Below are 22,115 nucleotides of genomic sequence, written 5' to 3'. Positions count from 1 at the left end.
TCGCCGCACCGGGCGAAAGCCCGAGTACACCCAGTACGCCGACTTCCACCCGGCACGCCGAGAGCACGCACCAGACGGGGCCGCCCTCCGGGCGACGACGGCAAGTGACGACAGGACCCGGGGCGGGAGGGGACGGAGAGTCTCAGAGAGGGGTCGCGTACGTGCTGAGGAAGAGCGCCTCGGCCAGCGCCATGTGCTCGATCTCGGAGGGGTCGACGCTCTCGTTGGGCGCGTGGATGAGACAGCCGGGCTCCTCGACACCGATCAGGGCGATCTCCGCGTCGGGGAAGTGGGCGCCGAGCACGTTGCACAGCGGGATCGAACCGCCCTGCCCCGACTGGACCATGTCCTTCCCGTACGCCTCGCGGAGCGCCGTCGCCAGCGCCCGGTAGGCGGGACCGTCGGTGCGCGCCCGGAAGGGCTGACCGGCGCTCTCCGGCTCCACCTCCACCCGCGCGCCCCAGGGCGCGGCCGAGACGAGGTGGTCGGTGAGGGCGCGCAGGGCCTCGTCGGCGTCGACCCCGGGCGGGATCCGCAGGCTCACCCTGGCGCGTACCTTCGCCTGCACCGCGGCCGAGGAGCCCACCACCGGCGGGCAGTCGATGCCGAGGACGGTGACGGCGGGCCGGGCCCACAGCTCGTCGGCGACCGAGCCGGTCCCGACGAGGGACACGCCGTCGAGGGCGCCGACATCGGTCCGGAACTGCTCGTCCGGATACTCCACCCCGTCCCAGACACCGTCGCCGGGCAGTCCCTTGATCGCCGTGTTGCCGTCCTCGTCGCGGAGGCTGTCGAGGATCCGGACCAGCGCGGCCAGCGCGTCGGGGGCGGGACCGCCGAACATGCCGGAGTGCATCGCGCCCTTGAGGGTGGAGACGGTGACGACGACGTTGGTGAGACCGCGCAGCGAGGTGGTCGTGGTGGGCAGGCCGAGCGCGAAGTTTCCGGTGTCGCAGATCAGCAGGGTGTCGGCGGCGAAGAGTTCGGGCCGCAGGGGCACGAGCTGCTCCAGACCGCCCGTCCCCTGCTCCTCCGAACCCTCCGCCACGAACTTGATGTGGACGGGGAAGCCCCGGCCCTCCGGTCCGCCCAGGGCGCGCAAGGCCGTGAGGTGCATCGCGATGTTGCCCTTGCAGTCGGCCGAACCGCGTCCGTACCAGCGCCCGTCGCGTTCGGTGAGTTCGAAGGGCGGGGTCTCCCAGGCGGCGTCGTCCAGCGGCGGCTGGACGTCGTAGTGGCAGTACAGGAGCACGGTGGGCGCCCCCTCGGGGCCCGGCGCGTGCCCCACGACCGCGTCGGTGCCGTCCGGGGTCGTCACCCGCCGCATGTCGCGGAGTCCGGCCTCGGTGAAGGCCCGTACGAGGAAGTCGGCGGTCTTCGCGCACTCTTCGGGCGGGAACTGGCGCGGGTCGGCGACGGAACGCATCGCCACGAGCGCGGTCAGGTCCTCCTTCGCCCGGGGCATCAGCGCCCGGACCTTCTCCCGCAGGGCTGCGGTCTCGGCGGACCCGGCGGACCCGGCGGACCCGGTCGACCCGGTGGACTCGGCGGTCATGCGTACCCACTTCCCTCGGCCGCTGCGGGGTCACGGCTCGCGAAGCCCCGGCGCGGCGACAGCCCTCCCAGCCAAGCACCGGCGGGCAGGCGCCGCAAAAGGTGACACAAGTGGAGTAGTCGTCCGGGGTGCCGGGCGGCGCGGGCGGGGGCGGGCGACGACAGTGGACGGCGTACGTGTCCGCGCCCCCGCCCCCTCACCTGGAGGAATCCATGGGCCAGAGTCACCCCAACCGACGCGATCTCGGGCTCCTCGTCCTGAGGGTCGGCACCGGTGCCGTGCTCGCCGCGCACGGCACGCAGAAGCTCTTCGGCTGGTTCGGTGGCGGTGGTGTCGAGGGCACCAGCAAGGCCATGGAGGCCATGGGCTTCCGGCCGGGCCGGGAGAGCGCGATCGCCGCCGGACTCGGAGAGGCGGGCGGCGGACTCCTGCTCGCCCTCGGCCTCGCCACCCCGGCCGCCGGCGCGGCCGCCGCCGGAGCCATGACCGGAGCCGTCGCCGTGCACGCCCCGGCCGGCTTCTTCGCCCAGGGCGGCGGGTACGAGTACCCGGCGTTCCTCGGGTTCGTCGCCGCCGCGATCGGCGTCACCGGCGCCGGACGCTACTCCCTCGACCACGCCACGGGGCACGTCCTCGACCGTCCCTGGGTGGTCGCCACCGCCTTCGTCGGCACCGCGCTCGCCGCCGCGGCCGTGGTCGGCCGCCGCGCCGACGAGCAGGCCGCCGCCGCGGACGCCGGACCGGATCCGGAGCCGGAAGCGGCCTGAGGGACCTCCCGCGGCAGCCGCCGCACGCGTCCGAGGGTGGGGGCCCGCACGCGCGCGCCCCGGGGGAGGGTTAGGCTCGCCGCAGAGGAAGGGACGGCCGCCGCGCATGAAGATCGATCTGACGGACACCGATTCCAGCAAGATCAACAAGGCGATCCTGGAAGGCCGCAGGGCCGTCGGCACACCCGCCGTCGGCGCCGTGCTCACCCTTGTCGTCGTCACCGACGAGGAGAACGCCTACGACGCGGTCAAGGCCGCCAACGACGCCTCCCGGGAACATCCTTCCCGCATCCTCGTCGTCATCAAGCGCCACGCCCGCACCCGCCGGGAGCGCCACGAGACCCGGCTCGACGCCGAGGTCCGCCTCGGCACCGACGCCGGCGCGGGCGAGACGGTCCTGCTCCGGCTCCACGGCGACCTCGGCGCCCGCGCCGACTCCGTGGTCCTGCCGCTGCTGCTGCCGGACGCGCCCGTCGTCATCTGGTGGCCCATGGACGCCCCCGAGGTGCCGTCCCGCGACCCGTTGGGCGCCCTCGCGCAGCGCCGGATCACCGACATGTACGCGGTCGAGGACCCGCTCGCCGCCCTGGAGGCCCGAGCCGCCTCGTACGCACCCGGTGACACGGACCTCGCCTGGACCCGGCTCACCCCGTGGCGTTCGATGCTGGCCGCCGCGCTCGACCAGGCCCCGCTGACCGTGACCTCGGCGGCCGTCGAGAGCGAGGCGGAGAATCCCAGCGCCGAACTCCTCGCCCGCTGGTTCGAGGTCAGGCTCGGCGTGACCGTCGAACGGATCGTCAGCGACGGCCCCGTCGTCACGGCCGTCCGCATGGGCACCGCCGACGGCGAGATCCGTATCGACCGGCCCGAGGGCCCGGTGGCCCGGCTCGCGATCCCCGGCCAGCCCAACCGGGTGCTCGCCCTGAAGGTGCGGACCACCGCCGAGCTGATCGCCGAGGAACTGCGCCGCCTCGACCCCGACGAGGCCTACGAGGCCGCCCTGCGCGGCCGCGACTGACGGAGCCCGCGCGCCGCTCGCACCGGGCGTGGACCGGGGAGTCCGGCCCGGTCGCGACTTCGGTTCGCCCGTCCCGGCCCGGTCCGGCCCCGTCGGCGTCGGCCGGGTCAGCCCTCGGGCGTGAAGGCCACGGGCAGCGTCGCCATGCCGCGCAGGATGCCCTCGCGTCGGCTCAGGTCCGCGTCCGGGTCGGCCAGCCGCAGGTCAGGGAAGCGGCGCAGCAGGGTGCCGATGGCGATCCTGGCCTCGGCGCGGGCCAGCGGGGCACCCAGGCAGAAGTGCACGCCGTGACCGAAAGCGAGCTGTTGCGGCACCTCGTGCCGTGCCACGTCGAGGATGTCGGCGCGGTCGTAGCGGGCCGGGTCGCGGTTGGCGGCGGCGAGCCCGATGATGATCATCTCGCCCGGCGGGACCGTGACCCCGCCGATCTCGTACGCCTCCACGGTGAAGCGGGCGACGCCACGGCTCACCGGGCCCTCGTAGCGCAGGAGTTCATCGATCGCCCCCGGCAGCAGCGAGGGGTCGTCGCGCAGCGCGGCGAACTGGTCGGGGTGGCGCAGGAGGGCGTGGACGCCGTTGGCGATGAGGCTCGCCGTCGTCTCGTGTCCGGCGAGCGTGAGCAGGATCGTCATCGCCGTCAGCTCGCGGTCGCTGATCCGCTCCTCGGCCTGCGCGGCGCAGAGTGCGCTCAGCAGGTCGTCCTGCGGCTCCTTCTTGCGCTGGGCGATCAACGGCTCGAAGAACTCGGTGAGTTCGGCGCGCGCCCGAGCGCCCTTGGCGAGGCGCTCCGGAGTGTTGGGCGGCATGATGAGGCCGACCGCGAGACGGGCGAAGTCCGGCTGCCCCTCGGCCGGGATGCCGATGAGTTCGCTGAGTACGGCCATGGGGAGCGGCAGGGCGAACTCGGAGACCAGATCGGCGGTCCCGCGCGCCGCGATCGCGTCGAGGAAGGCGTCGGTGTGGGCCTGGACGCGGGGCGCGAGCTGCTCCACGCGGCGGGCCGTGAAGGCCTTCGAGACGAGGTTGCGCAGACGGGTGTGGTCCGCGCCGTCGGCGACGAGCATGCTGGCCATCAGGACGTTGGTGCGTTCCTGGCGGGCCATCTCCTCCGCGAGCCCGGTCACCCCGACGGGGCTGCTGCTGAGGCGGGGGTCGGTGAGGGCGGCCACCGCCTCGTCGTACCCGGTGACCATCCAGACTTCAAGGGTGGGATTCAGCCGTACGCGCTGGACGACTCCGTGCTCGCGGATGCGCTCGAAGAGCGGGTAGGGGTCGGGCTGTTGAGCAACGTCCACCGGGACATCGTGAACGATCGTCTGGTCTTGACCGGTCATCTTCCGTAACTCCCCGCTGCTTTGTGAAAGATCTCTTGCAAGTAGTCATACCAGCAGCCCCAGTTGCGTGGTAGCGTCACCGGCGCTCGGCTCGGATGACGCACGGGGAAGGACCGGCGAACAGCCGGTGACAAGATCAGCGAGGCGGCTCCACCCACCGGTGGCCGGCGTCTCGTGTCGCTCGACTCGGTAGCGGTCAAGGCCTCAACCAGGCCCTATGCGCAGGGGGAGACGTTTCGTGGAGCAAGCGGCAGCCGTGGACCCGATTCTGGATCTGGCCCGTCCGTCGATCCTGCGGAACCCCTACCCGTCCTACGACCGGATGCGCGAGACCGCCCCCGTCCTCTGGCACGAACTGCTCGGTTCCTGGGTCCTGACCCGGCACGCCGACTGCCTCGCCGTGCTCACGGACAGCAACCGCTTCGCCTCCGACTGGCGGCGCGCCGGAGGGGACATCCCCGCTCCGCTGCTGAGCGTGCAGACCCTCGACCCGCCGGAGCACACCGCCATCCGGCACCTCCTGCTCGACGGTTTCCGGGCCCAGGACCGCCGGGCGCTCCACGACGACCTGGAGGGGCAGATCGCGGACCTGCTCGCCGAGTTGGCCCGGCGGCCCTCGTTCGACCTCGTCGGGGAGCTCGCGGAACCGGTCGCCCTCCGCTTCGTCACCGCCTTCCTCGGCGTTCCGGCCCCCGATCCGGACTGGTTCGTGCCCATGTCCCGCACCGTCGTCGACGGCATGGACGCCGGCCTGTGGCCCGAGAAGCACGAGCCGGCCGTGGCCGCCCGGGCCCGGCTCGCCGAGTACGCGGGCGGGTGGCTCGCCGACCCGCCCAGGACGGGTCTCATCGCCCACGTGGCCGAACACGCGGCGGACAGCGGGGTGGCAGAAACGGTTCTGCGCAACAGCCTGCGCGCCGTCCTCCACGCCGGCTACGAATCCGCCTCCCGGCTCCTCGGCAACGCGGCGGCCGCCCTCCTCACCACCCCCGGCGCGCTCGACGCGTTCCGGGCGACCCCGTCCACGGCCGTGGACGAACTCGTCCGGTACGACGCACCGGTCCAGGCGGACGCCCGGGTCTGCGTCACCGACACCGAACTGGGTGGCGTCACGATGAAGGCGGGTGATCCGGTCACGCTCTTCCTCGGCGCGGCCAACCACGACCCGCTCCGGTTCGACCACCCCACAGAGCTGCGACTCGACCGCGCGCCCAACCCGCACCTCGGGTTCGGCCGCGGGGCCCACGCCTGTCTGGGCGCGTCCATGGCGATCCGTCTCACCGGATCGGTCCTGGGGACCCTGGCCAAGGAGCACCCCGACGCACGGGCGGTCGCGGAACCGCACCACCGGCGCAACCTGACCCTTCGCGGTCTCGACCGCTTCGAGGTCACCCTGCGTCCAGACACGGGGGAGGAGGTACGACCATGAAGTACTGGCACTGAGACCAGTGAGCGTGCGGCCCGTCCTGGAGGCGGGCACCACGCCGGTGCGCGACACGCGCACCCCGCCGGAGCCCGAGCCCGCTGCACGGCTCGGGCTCCGGCCCGTCGGCGGCACGGCGCCGCGCGTCGCGCGCCGCGCGTCAGCGGGGCGGCCGAACGGGTGCGTCGTCGACGAAGAGCGCCAGTGACCCGTCGGCCACACACCGCAGGCCGACCGACAGGCGCTCGACACGCCCGTCCGCACCGAGTCCGTACACGGCCGCCACGTGGAACAGGTCGTGCCCCGTGGGACACCTGACCATGTCCGTGGCGGCGCCCCACGCCGCGGTGGCGGACGGCGCGAGCCCCCAGCGCGAGTCCTCGCCGTGGATGTCCCCGTCCTGTACGCCGATCGGCAGACAGCAGCCCACGCAGAAGCACTCCAGCGCGGTCACCTCGAACTCGTCGTGCGCGCAGTACCGGCAGACGAGGGGACCGGTCACGAGCCGCCGGTCCGCCGCTCCGGGTCCGTGCCCGGCCCCACCGAGCAGCCCCAGCAGACCGTCGCCCCCGGCACCGCCGCCCCCCGGCCCGTCACGCCACACTCCGCCCCCGTCCACGCCGTCCACGCCGACCTCGTCCACCCCGTCCGCCCGGACCGTTTCCACGCCGTCCACCCCGACCCCGTCCACCCCGTCCGCCCGGACCGTTTCCACGCCGTCCACCCCGACCCCGTCCACCCCGTCCACGCTCTTCACGGCACGGATCCTTCCATCCCCGCGGTGAGCGGAGGCTCCACCGGGTGGGTCCCGCGCCGGACACTCCGCGGCGCCGGAGCCACGAGAACGCCGTGGGGCCAGGTCCCATGACATCCTCGGACGAACCGCCCACACCGTGTCGAGTCGTGGGCCTTCGTCGTCCTGCGCGGAGGGACACCATGCTCATCACCCACGCCGTCCGTCAGCACGTCCTGCACGTGACCCTCCTCCGCGACCTGGACGTCACCAACCGGGCCGCGGCCGCCCTTCAGGTACAGGCCCTGGTCCAGACGCACCGGCCGACCCGGGTGGTCATCGCCGTCCCCACCGTCGACCCCACCCCGGCCACCCTCAGCGCCCTCGCCCGAGCCCACCGCATGTGCCTGAGCCTGGGCATCCCGCTCGCCCTGAGCGGAGCGAGCGCCCGCACCCGCAGACTCCTCGACGCGACAGCCGAGTGAACCGCGCGCTCCGGCCCACGGCCGGAGGGCATTGTCCCGGCGCGTCCTTTCCGGTCGCGCGGTGACGGTGATCACGGAGCGACTCCACGGGCGGGCGACGTTCCGTCAGCGGTCTCCGGCGAGGTGCTCCGTCAGCTCGCGCATCAGCGTCTCGTGCTGCTGGATCAGGTAGAAGTGGCCGCCGGGCAGCACCCGTACCTGGAAGCCGTGGGGCGCGACATCGGCCCAGGCGTCCATGTCCCGCACCGCGACGATCGGATCCGTGTCGCCGATCCAGGCGTGCACCGGACAGCCGACGGCGGTGGCTGCGCGCGGTCCGTAGGTGCCCACGACGGTGAAGTCCGCCCGGACCGCGGGCAGCACGACCTGTCGGATGTCCGGGTCGTCCAGCAGGGCCGTATCGGTCCCGCCGAGCCTGCGCAATTCGGCGACCAGCTCGTCGTCCCCCTTCCGGTGCGGGTCGCGCGGGGTCACCCGGTGCGGGGCCTTGCGGCTGGAGACGTGGAGGGCGGCGGGCGTGACGTGGTGCCGCTCCTCCAGACGCAGCGCCACCTCGTAGGCCAGGGACGCTCCCATGCTGTGGCCGAAGAGCGTCAGGGGTAGGTCCGCGAACGGCAGCAGCGCCGCCGTGACCCGGTCGGCGAGCACGTCCATCCGGTCGACGCACGGCTCGTTGAACCGCTCCTGCCGTCCGGGGTACTGCGCCACCAGGACCTCGGTGTCGCCGTCGAAGGCGCCGCCCCAGGCGTGGAAGAAGCTCGCGGTACCGCCCGCGTGCGGCAGGACCACCAGCCGGCGCCGGGGTGCGGGCGTTGTGGAGTACCTGCGCAACCACGTCGTGCCGTTCGTGCCGTTCGTCATGCGTGCGTCCACCTCGTCCTCGGGTTCGTAGGGTGCCAGTGTCGCCGCGGGGCCCGGTGTCCCAACGCGGTGGGGTCCGGTGGCGACCCGGGACCCGGTGCCCCCGGGACCGGCAGCCGGACAGGCGTCGGCCCCCACGAACACCAGGGTTCGTGGGGGCCGATGCGTGTTTCGAGTCCTGGGCTGGCGATTTCCGGCCGAAAGGCATGCCGGACTTTACAGCTGCGATCGAAGCCGATCGATAATGCCGTGGACGGGTAACGTCGGAATCACTCGGTGCTCTTGAGCGCACCGCTCACGTTGACGACCTCGTGGCACTCCCGCGCCTGCTGTCCCGTCGCGGGCGTACCGGGCTTCGTGCAGGTCACGTCGATGGTCACGGTGTCCTTCGCGCCGATCCTGATGGGAGTCACCCAGTGGTAGTCCTGGTTGCGGAACGTCTCCAGCGCGATCGTCGTGATCTTACGGTCGCCGAAGGTGATCGTCATCACCCCCTCGTCGCCCTGGAAGTTTGCGACAACGATGTCCGTGATCCCGAACACGGTCTTCTCGGGGACCGTGTACGTCCCTGTCTTGGACTGTCCGGCTCCCGACTTCAGGTCGATGGTGGCCGAGCTCTGCCGGCCCCCGCCGGTCGCCGTGCCGTCGTCCGTGCCGGTCGAACCGTCCTCCCCGCCGCCGGTTCCACCGCCGGGTCCACCGCCCGTTCCCGGCTTCTGGCTGCTGCCGCCGGACGGCCGGCCCGGGCCGGGGGACGATCCGTCCGAGCCGCTCTCCGTCGGGATCGGTCGGGGCTGCACCGCCTGGGTGGCCGCCTCCTGGGCGGCGCTGCGCACAGCCGGCCGGACCAGCGTGAACCAGGCGATCAGCAGTGCGAGCAGCGCCGCGAGCAGCACGAGCAGCCACTTGGGGAAGATCGGTATCTGGACGAACTCCGCGTCCAGCGTCGGCCCCGCATGGGGCTCCTCGGTACGGTCCTCGGTCTGCTCCCGCTCGCCGGTCTCGCGGGAGTCCACGGTGAACGGCCAGACCACGGGGTCGCCGAACCACACCGGTTGCGCGGTGCGGACCCGCAGCCGGAGTTCCTTCGACTCGCCCGGCTCCAGCGCCGGTTCCGTCGGCGTGAAGGCGAACCGGAGCTCCTCGCCCGCCTGTCCGGGGGTGAAGCCCACCCGTACCGGGGTGTTGCCCTGGTTGCGGACGGCCAGCAGATAGCGGCCCCGGAGCCAGCCGCGCCTGCGGCGCGGCGACAGGTCGGTCCGCAGCTCGTGGAACGCGCCGACGCGCACCACGGTTTCGAGGACCTTGACCGACTCGGGCTGCTCGTTCGGGAGGATCCGTACGCCGAGGGGCAGCTCGCCGGCGCGTATCTCCGGCGAGCGCGGCAGGGCCAGACGGAGCGTCACCGTCTCGGACGTGCCGGGATAGAGGGAGAGCCGCTCGGGCTCCACGGTGGTCCATTCGGCACCGTCACCGACGACCTTCAGGTCGTACGCCTCGACGATGTCACTGTCGTTGCGGACGGTCAGGGTGGTGGTGGCGATGTCACCCGGCGTCACGGACACGGCCGGGATGTCGAGGCCGGGCGCACCGGGACCGGAGGAGGCTGCGGAAGGCGTCACCCGCCCCACCGTAGGAGACCTGACAGATCCGTACGAGGCACGCGAGGGCAATGTCCGGGCAGCGCGGCTGCCCGGCAAGCACAAGTCAACTCTCCGGTAACAATGGATTTCTAGTCTGGAGAGCCGCCTTCGACACACGGCCGGCCCGTGCTCGGCTCGTGTCGTGTCCGCCTTCCCCCCACCGACTCAGGAAAACAGGTATCCGATGTTCCGCACCGAGGAGAAGAGGCCGGTCGCGACCGGCAGTACGGCACATGACGCCGTCCGGGGTCATCCGGACCCCCATGCCTCCGGCTTCGGCCGCCCGCCCCGCGTCACCGTGGCGGTCTACGCCGCCGACCCCGTGCTGCGGGTCGGTGTCGTCCAGCAGCTGCGCCAGCGCCCCGAGACCGAACTCGTCGACAGCACGGACGCGGAGAACGCCCAGGTCTCCCTGGTCGTCGTCGACGCCCTCGACGACGACGTGACCGCCCTGCTGTCCCGGTTGAGCCGCAACGGCGCCACCCGCGCGGGACTCGTGATCGGCACCCTCGGCGTCGGCGCTCTCCAGCGCGTCGTCGAGAGCGGGGTGTCGGCGGTGCTGCGCCGCTCCGAGGCCGACCAGGACCAGCTCGTCCAGCTGGTCCTGGCGGTGGCCAACGGCGAGGGCGTGCTCCCGGGCGACCTGCTCGGCGAGTTACTGGGACACGTCGGCAGCCTGCGTCGCGCGGCCCTCGACCCCGGCGCCCTGCCCCTCTCCACCCTCACCAGCCGGGAGGCGGAGATGCTGCGCCTGGTCTCGGAGGGCCTGGACACCGCGGCGATCGCCCGCAAGACCTCGTACTCCGAGCGGACCGTGAAGAACGTCCTGCACGAGATCACCACCCGCCTCCAACTGCGCAACCGCGCCCACGCCGTGGGCTACGCGCTCCGCAACGGCCTGATATGACCGTCCCGTCCGGCGCGCGGCCCGACGGCCGGAGGGAAGGCGGCGCTGCCCCAAAGTGCATCCCGCCCTTCCCCCGGGTGCGGCCCCCGGGCCCTCCCGCCGCGTGCGCCGCCGACGCACGATGACGGGGGGCACCTCCCGGTGCCGCACCGGACGGAGAAGGGCACCGTGATGAAGACCGCTGGCCCCGGTGGACGGCACCGCCGGGGGAGACTCGCCTCGGCGCTCCTGCTGCTCGTCCCCCTGCTGGGGGCGACGGGCGTGGTCGGGCCGGACGGCCCCCGGACCGTGGCGGCCGCGGCGGACGCCGCGGAGACCACCCGCATCGCCTACGCGGGCACCGGCCACCGCAGCCTCGGCGAACCGGTCTCCACCAGCTCCAGCCCCCCGCTGTTCGGTGCGGGACCCACCCACTACGACACCGACCCGTCCGCCCTCGGCGACCGGCTGGTCTTCGCGAGCCGCCGCGACGAGAAGCACCCGCAGATCTATCTGCGGGGCGCCGACGGCGGGGTCCTGCGGCTCACCAGCGGCCTGGACGCGGCCCATCCCCGGCTCACCCCGGACGGCGGGTCGGTGCTCTTCGACGCCGCCGACCCGGCCGGCGGCTCCCAGCGCGACCTGTGGCTGGTGCGCACCGACGGCACCGGGCTGACCCGGCTGACGGACACCCCCGCCAGCGAGGAGGACCCGGCGGTCTCTCCCGACGGCGCCCGGATCGCCTACTCCAGCGACGCCGACCCCCTGGCCGGGCGGCAGATCTACGTCCGCGCCCTCGCGGGCGGCATCCCCACCCGGCTCACCGACCCGGCCCGCGGCACCGCCTCCGAGCCCGCCTGGAACCCCGTCGACGACGACGTCAACCGCGCGTGGATCGCGTACACGTCGACCACGACCGAGGACGGGCAGACCAGGCAGCGGCTGCGGCTCACCGACGGCACCACCGACGAGACGCTGTTCACCGGCGCGTACGCGAACTGGCAGGGCCACGGGGCGGCGTGGCTGCCCGATGGGGACGGCATCGTCTTCCTCAGCCCCGAGACCACCTGCACCTGCAGGACCCCCTACGACCACGTCTTCCGGTCGGTCGTGCACTCCGGCCAGGAACCCTCCCTGGTGCTCGACGAGGACCGCGACGTCCTCTCGCCCACCTGGCTCGGCCCCGCCGAGGGCGGCCACGCGGTCGTGGAGCGCAGCTCGGCGGCGACCGCGCACACGGCGACCCTCCAGGACATCCGCGCGGACGGTTCCGACCCGCGCGACCTGGAGCGGAAGATCCTGCGCGAGGACCCCCAGGCCGACACCAACACCGACCCCGCCAAGGACCCGCTCTTCCAGCCCGCGTCCCCCTTCGACCCGTGGACCGAACGGCAGAGCTACACCCCCGACGGGCGCCGCATCGTCCTCACCCGCTTCGAGGGCCCCGACGACGCGCGGATCGAGCGGATCTGGACGGCCGACGCCGACGGTACGAACGAGGCGCCGATGCCCCTCGACGGGCGGGGCGCGCGGGACTGGGACACCGACCCGACGTTCTCCCCGGACGGCACCCGCCTGGCCTTCACCCGTACCTCGCCCGGCGGGGTCGGCGAGGCCGCAGGGGACAGCCGCATCCTCCTCGCCGAGGTCGCCACCGGCCGGATCACCGGCGAGATCGTGCCCCCGGCCGGTGAGCTCCGCGGCCGGGACGCCCAGCCGACCTGGTCCTCCGACGGCACCACCCTGGCCTTCACCCGCGACCAGCGGATCGACGGGGGCGGCGGCAACAAGCACGTGTGGACCGCGTCCGTGGCCGACCTGACCCGGCAGCGCGACCTCAGCACGGCGCACTGCCCGCGCAGCTGCGACGTCATCGACGACAGCCCCGCCTTCTCGCCCGACGGGCGCTCCCTCGCCTTCAACCGCAAGAACGGCGGCGGGCGGATCGACGAGCGCAACGGCCTCCTCCTGACCACCGTGTCCGGCGACGCCTGCCAGGTCCTGCTGCCCACCGCCGCCCGCGGTCAGGACGGCGCCTGCGACCGGGAACTGCCGGACACCACGCTCACCGGACCGCACCAGCCGCGCGACGCCGCCTGGACCGCCGACGGCAGGAAACTGGTCTTCAGCTCCCGGGCCACGGCCGCGGTCAACAGCCCGGAGAAGCTGAACGTCCTGGACGTCGGCTCCGGCGACGTCACCCCGCTCACCGCCGAACTCGCCGGACGCCAGAAGGAACCCACCGTCCAGCAGTCCGTGGACCTCGCCGTCGAGGCACCCGGCACGACGCCGGACGTCACCGTCGGCGCGTCCGGCACGGTCACCGTCCACGTGGTCAACCACGGCCCCGCCGCCTCGCCCGGCACCCGGCTCACCGTCGTCCCGCCGCCCGGTGTCCGGATCACCGGGATCGAGTGGTCCGGCGGCAGCTGCGACGCCGCCTCCCTCCAGTGCGATCTGGGCGTCGTCGAGCCCGGCGCCCAGGTCCCCGTGGACGTCACGCTCACCGGCGTCACCGCCGGCGACGCGCCCGTCGACTGGTCGGTCACCGGCGCGGTCCTCGATCCGCGGCCCGGCGACAACGAGGGCCGGAGCGTGATCCCCGTACGCGAAGCACCCCCGACGCCGACCCCCACGCCCCCCACGCCCACCCCGACTCCGACCCCGACGCCGACCCCCACCCGGACCCCGACGCCCACCCCGACCCCGACCGTGCCCCCGCAGCCCCCCGCGCCGAAGGCCGGACCCGGGGTGCGGATCACCGTCCAGCCCGAACCGGGGTACGTCGGCGGACGCGTCGTCGTCACGTACAGCGTCCGCAACGGCCGCAACGCGCTGGCCACCGGACTCCGGCTCAGGATCGGACTGCCCGCCGGGGTGCCCCACGGCGGACTCCCGGCGGGCTGCGACCGGAACGGCGCGTGCGCGCTGCCCGACCTCACCCCGGGCACGACCGCCGTCCTGCGGGTCGTCCTCAGCCCGAAGAAGGCGATGACCGCCCGCGTCACCGCCGTGCTCACCACCACCGGCACGGACGCCGACCGGAGCGACAACACCGCCCGGGAGCGGCTGCGCGTCCTCCAGCCGCGCATCGTCGCCGTGCCCGCGATCGGCAAGCCCGGATTCGTCACCTCCGTGCGCGGCGTGGACTTCCCGTCCGGGGTCCCGGTGCGCTTCAGCTGGAACCCGGGGATCACCGCCGCCGCCTCGCCGACCTTCCCGAAGGCCGACGGCACGTTCATCGGACAGCTGCTCATCCTCGCCAAGGACCAGACCGGGCCCCGCACCATCACGGCCTCGGGCCCCGGATTCTCCCCGGTGAAGACCGACTTCCTGGTCGTCAGCGGCACCGTGCAGCCGCCGGACGGGGTGACCCGCCGGTGATCCACGAGGTCGACGAGGGCCTCAGGCGGCTGCTGAACGGCAGCGGCCTGGAGGCCTCGGGCATCGACGTCACCTTCGACGCCCCCACCCGCGACTGGGCGGCGCGCCGCAGCGCCCCCACCGTCTGCGTGTTCCTGTACGACATCCGCGAGGACGCCCTGCGGCGCGGCTCCGGGACGGGCGAGGTCTACGACGAGGACGGCCACCTCGTCGCGCGCCGCTCACCGCCGCGCTGGTTCCAGCTCACCTACCTGGTGACCGCGTGGGCCAACCGCCCGCAGGACGAGCACCGGCTGCTGTCCCAGGTGCTCGCCGCCCTCGTCGCGCAGGACGCGCTCCCCGCGCCGCTGCTCACCGGCTCGCTGGCCGAACTCGGCCTGACCGTCGCCCTGGAGGCCGCCGGACCGGTCGTGGACGCGCCGGCCGCGGCCGACGTGTGGTCGGCGCTCGGCGGCGAGATGAGAGCCTCCCTCGGGGTACGGGTGTGGGCCCCGCTCGCCGGGGTGGCCAAGGCCGCCGCACCCCCCGTCACCGAAGGACTCGTCGTCCGCTCGGCCGCCGCCCGCGACGGCGCCGCCGAGGAGGGCGACCAGGGCCGCAGGCTGCGCTACACCGAGGTCACCGACCCCGGCAGCGCCGGCTTCACCGGCCCCCGCGAGCGACCGCCCGCCCCGGCCCGGAGGCGCCGCAGGGGGGACCGGCAGCCGTGACGTACACCATCGAACCCCTGACCGACGGCGGGCCCGGCGCCCGGCGGCCCCGCGCCCCCGACGCCCTGTGGACGCGGCTCGGCGCCGTCGAGGCGCGCGTGCGGGAGGCCGTGGCCGCCCGTCGTGCCGTCGACCCCGACCCCGACGACCCCTACCGGGGCCAGTACCTCGCCCCCGACGCCGCCGCGCGGATCCTGGACGAGCCGGGCGGTCTCGGCCTGCCACGGGCGGAGCCCTGGCGGCCGCCCGCCGGGTCCCTGCTCGACGTCCTCGCGGAGCGCTTCGGCCTGACCCCGCTCGACGTGGACCTGCTCCTCGTCGCCACCGCCCCGGACCTCGACGTCCGGTTCGAGCGGCTCTACGGCTATCTCAACGACGACCTGACGCGCCGTCGGCCCACCGTCGGTCTTGCCCTGGAGCTGTGCGGACTCGACGGCGCCTCGCCCGCCCGGTTCCGGCTCGCCCCCGGCGCGCCGCTGATCGACCACGGCCTCCTCGAGGTCACCGAGCCGGAACGGCCGCCGCTGTCCCGCGTCCTGGCCGTGCCCGACCGGGTCACCGCCCACCTCCTCGGCGACGGCCGGCCCGACGCCCGCCTCACCGGGGTGCTCGACGAGGTCCGCGCGGACCCGACCGCCGAGGCGGCGGACGTCCGCCGCGCCGCCTCGGCCGCCACCACCGGCGTCGGACTCGTCCATCTGCGCGGCCGGGGCGGCGACGCCGAGGGACTGGCCGCCGCCGCCCTCGCCGAGGCCGGGCTCGGCACGCTCGTCCTGGACGCGGCGGCGCTCGCCCGGCGCCCCGCCGACGTGCCCGCGCTCGCCCGGGTGCTCGCCCGCGAGGCCCGGCTGACCGGCTCCGGCGTCGTCCTCGGCCCGCTGACCGCGCTGCCCGGCGAACCCGCCGAACGGGAGCGGGTCCTCGCGTCGCTGTGCGCCGCGCTGCGCGGCCTCCCGCTCCTCACCCACGGCACGACCGGCTGGGATCCGGTCTGGTCGGCCGACACCCCCGTCGTCCTGGACGTCGGGCCGCCCTCTCCGGAACGCCAGGCCGCCCGCTGGCGCCACGCCCTCGACCGGGCCGCCGGCGACGGGGGCGCGGTGACCGGCGACGTCGGGGCGCTCGCCCGTGCCGTCGCCGCGCACCGCCTGGACTCCGGGCAACTGCGCCGCGCCGCCGACGCGGCCGTGCGGACCGCCGCCCTGGACGGCCGCCCGGTGGCGCCCGACGACCTGCGGACCGCCGTGCGGGCACAGAACGGCGCGGGACTCGACCGGCTCGCCCGCCGGGTGGAGCCGGCCGTCGGCTGGGACGACCTGGTGCTGCCGCCGACCACCCACCGCCGGCTGCGTGAACTCGCGCTGCGCGCACGCCACCGCGAGCAGGTGCTCGGGCAGTGGGGGATGCGGCCCGGCGGCGGACGGGGCCGCGGGGTCGTCGCGCTGTTCGCCGGCGGGTCCGGCACCGGCAAGACCATGTCCGCCGAGGTCGTCGCCGCCGACCTCGGCATGGACCTCTACGTGGTGGACCTGTCCACGGTCGTCGACAAGTACATCGGCGAGACCGAGAAGAACCTGGAGCGGATCTTCACCGGCGCGTCGGCGGTCAACGCCGTCCTGCTCTTCGACGAGGCCGACGCCATCTTCGGCAAACGCTCCGAGGTCAAGGACGCGCACGACCGGCACGCCAACATCGAGTCGGCGTACCTGCTCCAGCGCATGGAGTCCTTCGACGGGATCGCGGTGCTGACCACCAACCTGCGGGCCAACCTCGACGAGGCGTTCACCCGCCGCCTGGACGTCGTGGCGGACTTCCCCGTGCCGGACGCGGAACAGCGCCTCGCGCTGTGGGAGCGGTGCCTGGGCACCCGGCTGCCCCGGAGCGAGGACCTGGACCTCGCCTTCTGCGCCGACCGGTTCGAACTGGCCGGCGGCTCGATCCGTGCCTGCGCGGTCACCGCGGCCTATCTCGCCGCCGAGTCCGGGGAGCCGCTCACCATGGGACAGGTGGTCACCGCGGTGGCCCAGGAGTACCGCAAGCTCGGACGGCTCGTCCTGGAGGGCGAGTTCGGGCCGTACCTGGCCGAGGCCACGGGAGCCTGACGGAGGGACCCGACCCGAGGGGCCCGGTCCACGGACCGGGCCCCTCGGCACGTCACATCTCCATCATCTCGGCCTGGTGCACGCCCTGCCCGCCCGCGGCCGGTGCCGCGGTGGGGTCGTTGGCCGCCGCCAGGATCGCCGCGCGGGCCTCGGGCGGGACCGACATCAGGTTGGCCTTACGAGCCTCGTCCGTGATCTCCTTGAACATGCGCGCCAGCTGACCGATCTGGGTGGCGCGCGTGGTCAGCCAGCGCATCTCGACCGGGGCGCCCTTCTGGCCGCCGATGTGCGGCACGATCGCGGCGTTGGGCTCGTCGGCCTTCGGCAGGGCCTTGCCCGGCGCGATCACCGGGAAGTCCTCCCTGCCGTGGAGGAGGCTGTCCAGCATCTGCGCGGTGTTCGTGACCCCGGTGGCACCGTGGCCGTACGCCGGTCCGGCCGGGTTCGGCTTGTTGGCCGGGTACCGCGCCAGCAACCCCTGCCAGTGCGCGACACCGGTCTCCGGGATCTGGCCGTGCAGCCAGGACGCGAGCTGCTGGACGACGTCCTGCCCGACCACCTTCTCGCGCAGCGTGTCCGTGGTCGCGGCCGGGCGGATGCGGCCCAGGTTGGCCAGCTTCAGCAGGAACGGCACGGCGTTCTTCGTGGAGGCCGTGGGCCCGCGCACCCCCGCCTCGACCATGGCCGAGCCGATCGCGTACGACAGGCCGAGGGCCAGGGTGCCGGTCAGGGCCTCCTGGTCGCCGGCGTCCAGTCCGGGGATCAGGTGCGGCACGACCTCGGAACGCAGGCGCGGCACCGCGTTGCTGACCGCGGCGGCGGCGTCGCGCCAGCCGTCGGCGATGTGCTCCTTGCCGGGGGCCCGACGCGAATCGTGGCTGACCTGGGCCTGGTAGTCGTAGAGCGACGGCAGTCCGGACGGCAGGACGCCGAGGGTGGCCTGGATGTACATCTCGGCCTTGACCTCGGCCTGGAAGTCCGCGACCGCCTTCTGGACCTCGGGCCTGGCGAACAGCTCCGGACCCAGCCACTGCTTCAGGGCGTCCAGCGGGGTGCCGGTCCAGGCGGTGGGCGAACCCGGCACCCGGAGGAGGTTGCGATCCGGCGCCTGCTGGAAGATCGCGTTCACATGCGCGTCGATCCGGTCGGCGACCTGCCGGATCGCGACGTCGGAGCCCGCCGCCATCTCGTCGAACGGCGCCGTGACGTACTCCAGGTTGCTCATCGACGCGGCGGGCTGCCCGGTCACCACCGGCTGCCCGCCGTCGCCGGGCAGCCCGCAGAGCAGCGCGTACAGCGCCCGGGCTTTGCGCCCGACCGAGTTGTGGTCGGTGAGGATCGTCAGGTTCTGCTCGCTCATCACCGTGGTGGCGTAGGGGAACCCGCCGTGGAAGAACCCGCCGATGTCCGTTCCGGCCGCCCGGCCGCCGACGGTGTTCAGACCCGTCGGCTCGTGCAGGGCGAAGCTCGGCACGCTCAGCTCCACCTCGAAGCCGACCAGACGCTGCACGGCGTCCGGGTCTGCCGCGCGCTGCGCCGTGCCGTGCCCGGGGTGTCCGTGGTCGTGCCCGTCGCCCGCGTGGTGCCCAGAGCCGTGGTCCTCGACGGCGCGGGCCACCGGTACCGGCCCGGAGAGCACCCGCCGGGCGTTGCTCTCCGCCTCCCGCTCGAAGCGGTCGCCGGGGTCGCTGATCCGCAGCCCGTCCCCCCGGTCGGTGCCCGACACCGGGCCCTGGCGCTGCTGGACGACATGGGTCAGCTCATGGGCCAGGGTGTGCTTGTCCCGGCCGCCCTCTCCGAGGACGACATGGCTGCCCGAGGTGTACGCGCGTGCCCCGATGGCCCGCGCCGAGCGGGTCGCCGCGGCTCCGGTGTGCAGCCGCACGCCCGAGAAGTCCGTGCCGAAGCGGGACTCCATCTCCGAGCGCACCGGACCGGCCAGCGGCCGGCCCGCCGAGCCCAGCACCTCCCGCACCCCGGTGTCCTGCCGCGCCGGGGCGGGCCCGGCGCTCGCCCGGCGGGCGATCATGCCGCTCACCGCGGCGTTGCCCGCGCTGCCCTGGGCCGCCCGCAGCACGTCGGCCGTGAGCGGGGGCGGGACGGCGGCGCCGGTCCCCGGGCTCTCCCGCCGGGGCCCGGACCGGTCGCGCGTCGGCCGGTGCTCCTCGACCCGATCGGTGCGCGGCCTGGAAGTCTGCACAGTTGCCTCCTCGTCGGCGCCCGTCGTACGACTCTCCAGCACACCGCCCGCCCGGCGGCGCGTCCAGGGACGAACGGGCAGCGTGCGGGCAGTCCCCGGTGATGTCCGGGCGGCCAACGCGGACCGCCCGTTGAGGCAGACGCGCTGCCCCCGGGCAGGTCCCCCGGTCCCTGCCGGTCCGGCCGCGGGCCGAACAGACTCGACCTGGACACAGGTCATCGCGAGGCCGCAAGAACGTGAAGGAGCGAGCATGCCGACGTACCTCACCCCGGGCGTGTACGTGGAGGAGGTGCAGTCCGGTGCCAGGCCGATCGAGGGGGTCGGCACGGCCGTCGCCGCTTTCGTGGGCTTCGCCGAGAAGGGGCCGTTCCACACACCGACCCTGGTCACCGGCTGGGACCAGTACACCCAGGTCTTCGGTGGCTTCACCGAGGGCACCTACCTCGCCCACGCGCTCTACGGGTACTTCTCCAACGGCGGCGGCGCCGCGTACGTCGTGCGCATCGGCGGATCGGCCGAGTCCGGTGCCAAGTCCACCGGCACGGGCCGGCCCGACCGCGAGACCGGGGCCGCACGCCCGGTGGAGCTCGGCGGCTTCCTCATCGCGGCCAAGCCGGGCGTGACCGGCGTCTCGGTCGAGGTCGCCGACCCCGAGGGCGAGAACCAGCCGGAGGACCGCTTCCGGCTGCTGGTCCGCCGCGGCGACCAGGTCGGCGAGACCTACGACGTCTCCGCCCGCAAGAACGTCAAGGGCTACCTGGTCACCCAGGCCCGCGCCTCCGAGCTGATCGAGGTCACCGAGCAGCGCGGCACCCCCCAGACCCGGCCCGGCACCCAGACCCTGGCGATCCCCGACGCGCCCGGCGTCCCCGCCGCCCCGGCCGCCTCCGACGTGGCCCGCATCGACCCCGCCGAGTACGTCGGCGACGCGGCGGCCCGCACCGGCTTCGGCGGCCTGGAGACCATCGACGAGATCACCATGGTCGCGGTCCCCGACCTGATGGGCGCCTACCAGCGCGGCGACATCGACGCCGAGGGCGTGCGCACCGTCCAGCTCGCCGTCATCTCGCACTGCGAGCAGATGGGCGACCGCGTGGCCGTCCTCGACACCCCGCCCGGCCTCAACGCCCAGCAGGTGCGCAACTGGCGCATGGACGAGGCCGGTTACGACTCGCGGTACGCCACCCTCTACTACCCCTGGGTGCGGGTCTTCGACCCGGCCCTCGGGCGCAACACCACCGTCCCGCCGAGCGGTCACATCGCCGGCGTGTGGGCGCGCAGCGACGCCGAGCGCGGCGTGCACAAGGCCCCCGCCAACGAGGTGATCCGAGGCGCGGTCGACCTGGACATCCGCCTCAGCAAGGGCGAGCAGGACCTGCTGAACCCGATCGGCGTCAACTGCGTCCGGGCCTTCCCCGGCCGGGGCATCCGGATCTGGGGCGCCCGCACGCTCTCCTCCGACCCGGCCTGGCGCTACCTGAACGTGCGCCGCCTCTTCAACTACCTGGAGGAGTCGATCCTCCTGGGCACGCAGTGGGTCGTCTTCGAGCCCAACGACGACCGGCTGTGGTCCAGCATCCGGCGCAACGTCACCGCGTTCCTCATGGAGGAGTGGCGCCGGGGCGCGCTGTTCGGCCGCACCGCCGACGAGGCGTTCTACGTGAAGTGCGACCGCACGAACAACCCGCAGGAGTCCATCGACCAGGGCCGCGTGGTCTGTGAGATCGGCGTCTCGCCGGTCAAGCCGGCCGAGTTCGTGGTCTTCCGACTGGCCCAGTTCTCCGACACCACCAGCCTCATCGACGAGTGACCCGCGGGTCCCGGTCGCACACGCAAGGAAAGGTTGACAGACAGACATGGCAACGGGCGATGCACTCTCCACCCACGTCTTCGGCGTGCAGCTCGGCGGATACCTCGTGGAGTCCATCCAGGAGATCAGCGGCTTCACCGTCGAAGAGGACGTCGTAGAGGTCAAGCAGGTCACCGCCGAGGGCAAGCAGATCATCCGCAAGCAGCCGGGCGCCCGGCAGGCCGGCGAGATCACGATCACCCGCGGACTCGACCAGAGCAGCGAGTTCACCAAGTGGATCAAGGAGACCCTGAACAACGGGGCCGTCAACTCCGCTCGGCAGAACCTGACCATCGAGATCAAGGACACCGAGGGCACCACGGTGCGCCGCATCCAGCTCATGCAGGGCTGGGCGTCCAAGTGGGAGGGCCCGTCGCTGAAGGCGGGCGAGTCCTCCCCGGCCACCGAGTCCGTCACGATCGTGTTCGAGGAGATCGTCGTCGAATGAGGCGCCGCACCGTGACGGCGGGCAACCTGGAGGAGATCCTCCAGCTGACGGAGCCCGACCGGGCGCCGGAGCAGCAGGCCGCGCCCCCCGCCCCCGCCCCGCAGCCCCCGCCGCGCCAGGAGGGCGACGGGCTGCGCACGGAGTTCGAGTTCGAGCTCCCGCGCGGATACGTGGACGAGACGGGCACGGTGCACCGGCACGGCACCATGCGCCTCGCCACCGCCCGCGACGAACTGCGGCCCCAGATCGACCTGCGGGTCAAGGAGAACCCGGCCTATCTGAGCGTGGTCCTGCTGAGCCAGGTGATCACCCGGCTCGGCGGCATCACCGACGTGCACGCCGGGATCGTCGAGCGGATGTACGCCACCGACGTGGCGTTCCTCCAGGACTTCTACCGCCGCGTCAACAGCGAGGGCCACACCCGCGCGGCGGTCACCTGCCCGCACTGCGAGGGCGGCTTCGAGGTCGACCTCTCGGGTGGGCGCCTGGGGGAATCGTGACGTACGCCCTTCCCCGCCTCCGGGAGGAGATCGCGTACATCGCCTACCACTTCCACTGGCAGCGCGAGGAGATCCTCGACCTCACCCACGGCGAACGACAGCAGTGGGTGGCCGAGATCGCCCGCATCAACACCCGCATGAACGAAGGCGGCTGAACACATGGCATGGCGGGACAGGCTGCGCCGCGGCGGTGCGGCCGGCCGTACGGGCGCCGGGC

General features: G+C 73.7%; 18 protein-coding genes. 12 read left to right on the top strand and 6 right to left on the bottom strand.

Features of this window, described 5'->3' with window-relative positions; genetic code table 11:
- Nucleotides 1–142 precede the first annotated feature (142 nt).
- On the bottom strand, nt 143–1,555 hold the full coding sequence (locus ABT129_RS22405; RefSeq protein WP_351904266.1) for a dipeptidase: 1,413 nt from the start codon (nt 1,553–1,555) through the stop codon (nt 143–145).
- 212 nt (nt 1,556–1,767) lie between these two features.
- Here ABT129_RS22405 and ABT129_RS22400 point away from each other — a divergent pair, with 212 nt between their 5' ends.
- Both ABT129_RS22400 and opcA read left to right on the top strand, forming a co-directional pair.
- Nucleotides 1,768–2,322 carry a DoxX family protein gene (locus tag ABT129_RS22400; protein ID WP_351904263.1) on the top strand — a complete coding sequence of 185 codons (555 nt, stop codon included), beginning with the start codon at nt 1,768–1,770 and terminating at the stop codon, nt 2,320–2,322.
- A gap of 106 nt (nt 2,323–2,428) precedes the next feature.
- A complete protein-coding gene (gene opcA / locus ABT129_RS22395; RefSeq protein WP_351904260.1) occupies nt 2,429–3,340 on the top strand; it encodes a glucose-6-phosphate dehydrogenase assembly protein OpcA in 912 nt (303 codons plus the stop codon).
- A 107-nt stretch (nt 3,341–3,447) separates the two neighbouring features.
- On the opposite strand, the gene ABT129_RS22390 is transcribed toward opcA, so the two are convergent.
- Nucleotides 3,448–4,635 (bottom strand): cytochrome P450 family protein, encoded by a 1,188-nt coding sequence (locus ABT129_RS22390; protein WP_351904257.1) that lies wholly within the window; start codon nt 4,633–4,635, stop codon nt 3,448–3,450.
- A 295-nt stretch (nt 4,636–4,930) separates the two neighbouring features.
- Here ABT129_RS22390 and ABT129_RS22385 point away from each other — a divergent pair, with 295 nt between their 5' ends.
- Nucleotides 4,931–6,103, top strand: a complete 1,173-nt coding sequence (locus ABT129_RS22385) for a cytochrome P450 (RefSeq protein WP_351904254.1) — start codon at nt 4,931–4,933, stop codon at nt 6,101–6,103.
- 154 nt (nt 6,104–6,257) lie between these two features.
- Here ABT129_RS22385 and ABT129_RS22380 read toward each other — a convergent pair whose 3' ends face one another.
- Nucleotides 6,258–6,854: a hypothetical protein gene (locus ABT129_RS22380; protein ID WP_351904251.1), complete on the bottom strand. Its 597-nt coding sequence runs from the start codon at nt 6,852–6,854 to the stop codon at nt 6,258–6,260.
- 179 nt (nt 6,855–7,033) lie between these two features.
- Here ABT129_RS22380 and ABT129_RS22375 point away from each other — a divergent pair, with 179 nt between their 5' ends.
- Complete coding sequence (locus ABT129_RS22375) at nt 7,034–7,315, top strand: hypothetical protein (RefSeq protein ID WP_351904249.1); 282 nt, start codon at nt 7,034–7,036, stop codon at nt 7,313–7,315.
- A 105-nt stretch (nt 7,316–7,420) separates the two neighbouring features.
- On the opposite strand, the gene ABT129_RS22370 is transcribed toward ABT129_RS22375, so the two are convergent.
- A complete protein-coding gene (locus tag ABT129_RS22370) occupies nt 7,421–8,176 on the bottom strand; it encodes a thioesterase II family protein (protein WP_351904246.1) in 756 nt (251 codons plus the stop codon).
- Between the two features lie 269 nt (nt 8,177–8,445).
- Complete coding sequence (locus ABT129_RS22365; RefSeq protein ID WP_351904243.1) at nt 8,446–9,798, bottom strand: COG1470 family protein; 1,353 nt, start codon at nt 9,796–9,798, stop codon at nt 8,446–8,448.
- Nucleotides 9,799–10,003: 205 nt separating this feature from the next.
- On the opposite strand from ABT129_RS22365, the gene ABT129_RS22360 reads away from it, so the two are divergent.
- The 4 genes from ABT129_RS22360 (at nt 10,004) to ABT129_RS22345 (ending at nt 16,901) form a co-directional block, all read left to right on the top strand.
- Nucleotides 10,004–10,726: a helix-turn-helix transcriptional regulator gene (locus ABT129_RS22360; protein WP_351904240.1), complete on the top strand. Its 723-nt coding sequence runs from the start codon at nt 10,004–10,006 to the stop codon at nt 10,724–10,726.
- Between the two features lie 171 nt (nt 10,727–10,897).
- Nucleotides 10,898–14,089 (top strand): hypothetical protein, encoded by a 3,192-nt coding sequence (locus ABT129_RS22355; RefSeq protein WP_502981858.1) that lies wholly within the window; start codon nt 10,898–10,900, stop codon nt 14,087–14,089.
- Entirely contained in the window at nt 14,086–14,799 is a 714-nt protein-coding gene (locus ABT129_RS22350) for a Pvc16 family protein (protein WP_351904234.1), read from the top strand. Before ABT129_RS22355 ends, ABT129_RS22350 begins: the two co-directional genes overlap by 4 nt.
- An 8-nt stretch (nt 14,800–14,807) precedes the next feature.
- Nucleotides 14,808–16,901: an AAA family ATPase gene (locus ABT129_RS22345; protein ID WP_502981857.1), complete on the top strand. Its 2,094-nt coding sequence runs from the start codon at nt 14,808–14,810 to the stop codon at nt 16,899–16,901.
- Nucleotides 16,902–16,953: 52 nt separating this feature from the next.
- On the opposite strand, the gene ABT129_RS22340 is transcribed toward ABT129_RS22345, so the two are convergent.
- Nucleotides 16,954–19,101 carry an eCIS core domain-containing protein gene (locus tag ABT129_RS22340; RefSeq protein WP_502981855.1) on the bottom strand — a complete coding sequence of 716 codons (2,148 nt, stop codon included), beginning with the start codon at nt 19,099–19,101 and terminating at the stop codon, nt 16,954–16,956.
- Between the two features lie 250 nt (nt 19,102–19,351).
- On the opposite strand from ABT129_RS22340, the gene ABT129_RS22335 reads away from it, so the two are divergent.
- From ABT129_RS22335 to ABT129_RS22320, 4 genes are read left to right on the top strand one after another with little or no spacing between them, the layout of a single operon-like run.
- Nucleotides 19,352–20,911, top strand: a complete 1,560-nt coding sequence (locus tag ABT129_RS22335) for a phage tail sheath family protein (RefSeq protein ID WP_351904231.1) — start codon at nt 19,352–19,354, stop codon at nt 20,909–20,911.
- 46 nt (nt 20,912–20,957) lie between these two features.
- The gene (locus ABT129_RS22330) at nt 20,958–21,398 is read left to right on the top strand and encodes a phage tail protein (RefSeq protein ID WP_053640843.1); all 441 of its coding nucleotides are present in this window, start codon (nt 20,958–20,960) and stop codon (nt 21,396–21,398) included.
- The gene (locus tag ABT129_RS22325; protein WP_351904228.1) at nt 21,395–21,898 is read left to right on the top strand and encodes a hypothetical protein; all 504 of its coding nucleotides are present in this window, start codon (nt 21,395–21,397) and stop codon (nt 21,896–21,898) included. The genes ABT129_RS22330 and ABT129_RS22325 overlap by 4 nt, the downstream gene beginning before the upstream one ends.
- Nucleotides 21,895–22,053 (top strand): DUF6760 family protein, encoded by a 159-nt coding sequence (locus tag ABT129_RS22320; protein WP_163014002.1) that lies wholly within the window; start codon nt 21,895–21,897, stop codon nt 22,051–22,053. The genes ABT129_RS22325 and ABT129_RS22320 overlap by 4 nt, the downstream gene beginning before the upstream one ends.
- Nucleotides 22,054–22,115: the final 62 nt, after the last annotated feature.

This window comes from Streptomyces sp. NPDC002057 (assembly GCF_040296665.1).
GTDB lineage: Bacteria > Actinomycetota > Actinomycetes > Streptomycetales > Streptomycetaceae > Streptomyces.
The sequence above is the reverse complement of the archived record's forward strand: the minus strand, read 5'-3'. Positions and strand labels throughout refer to the sequence as shown.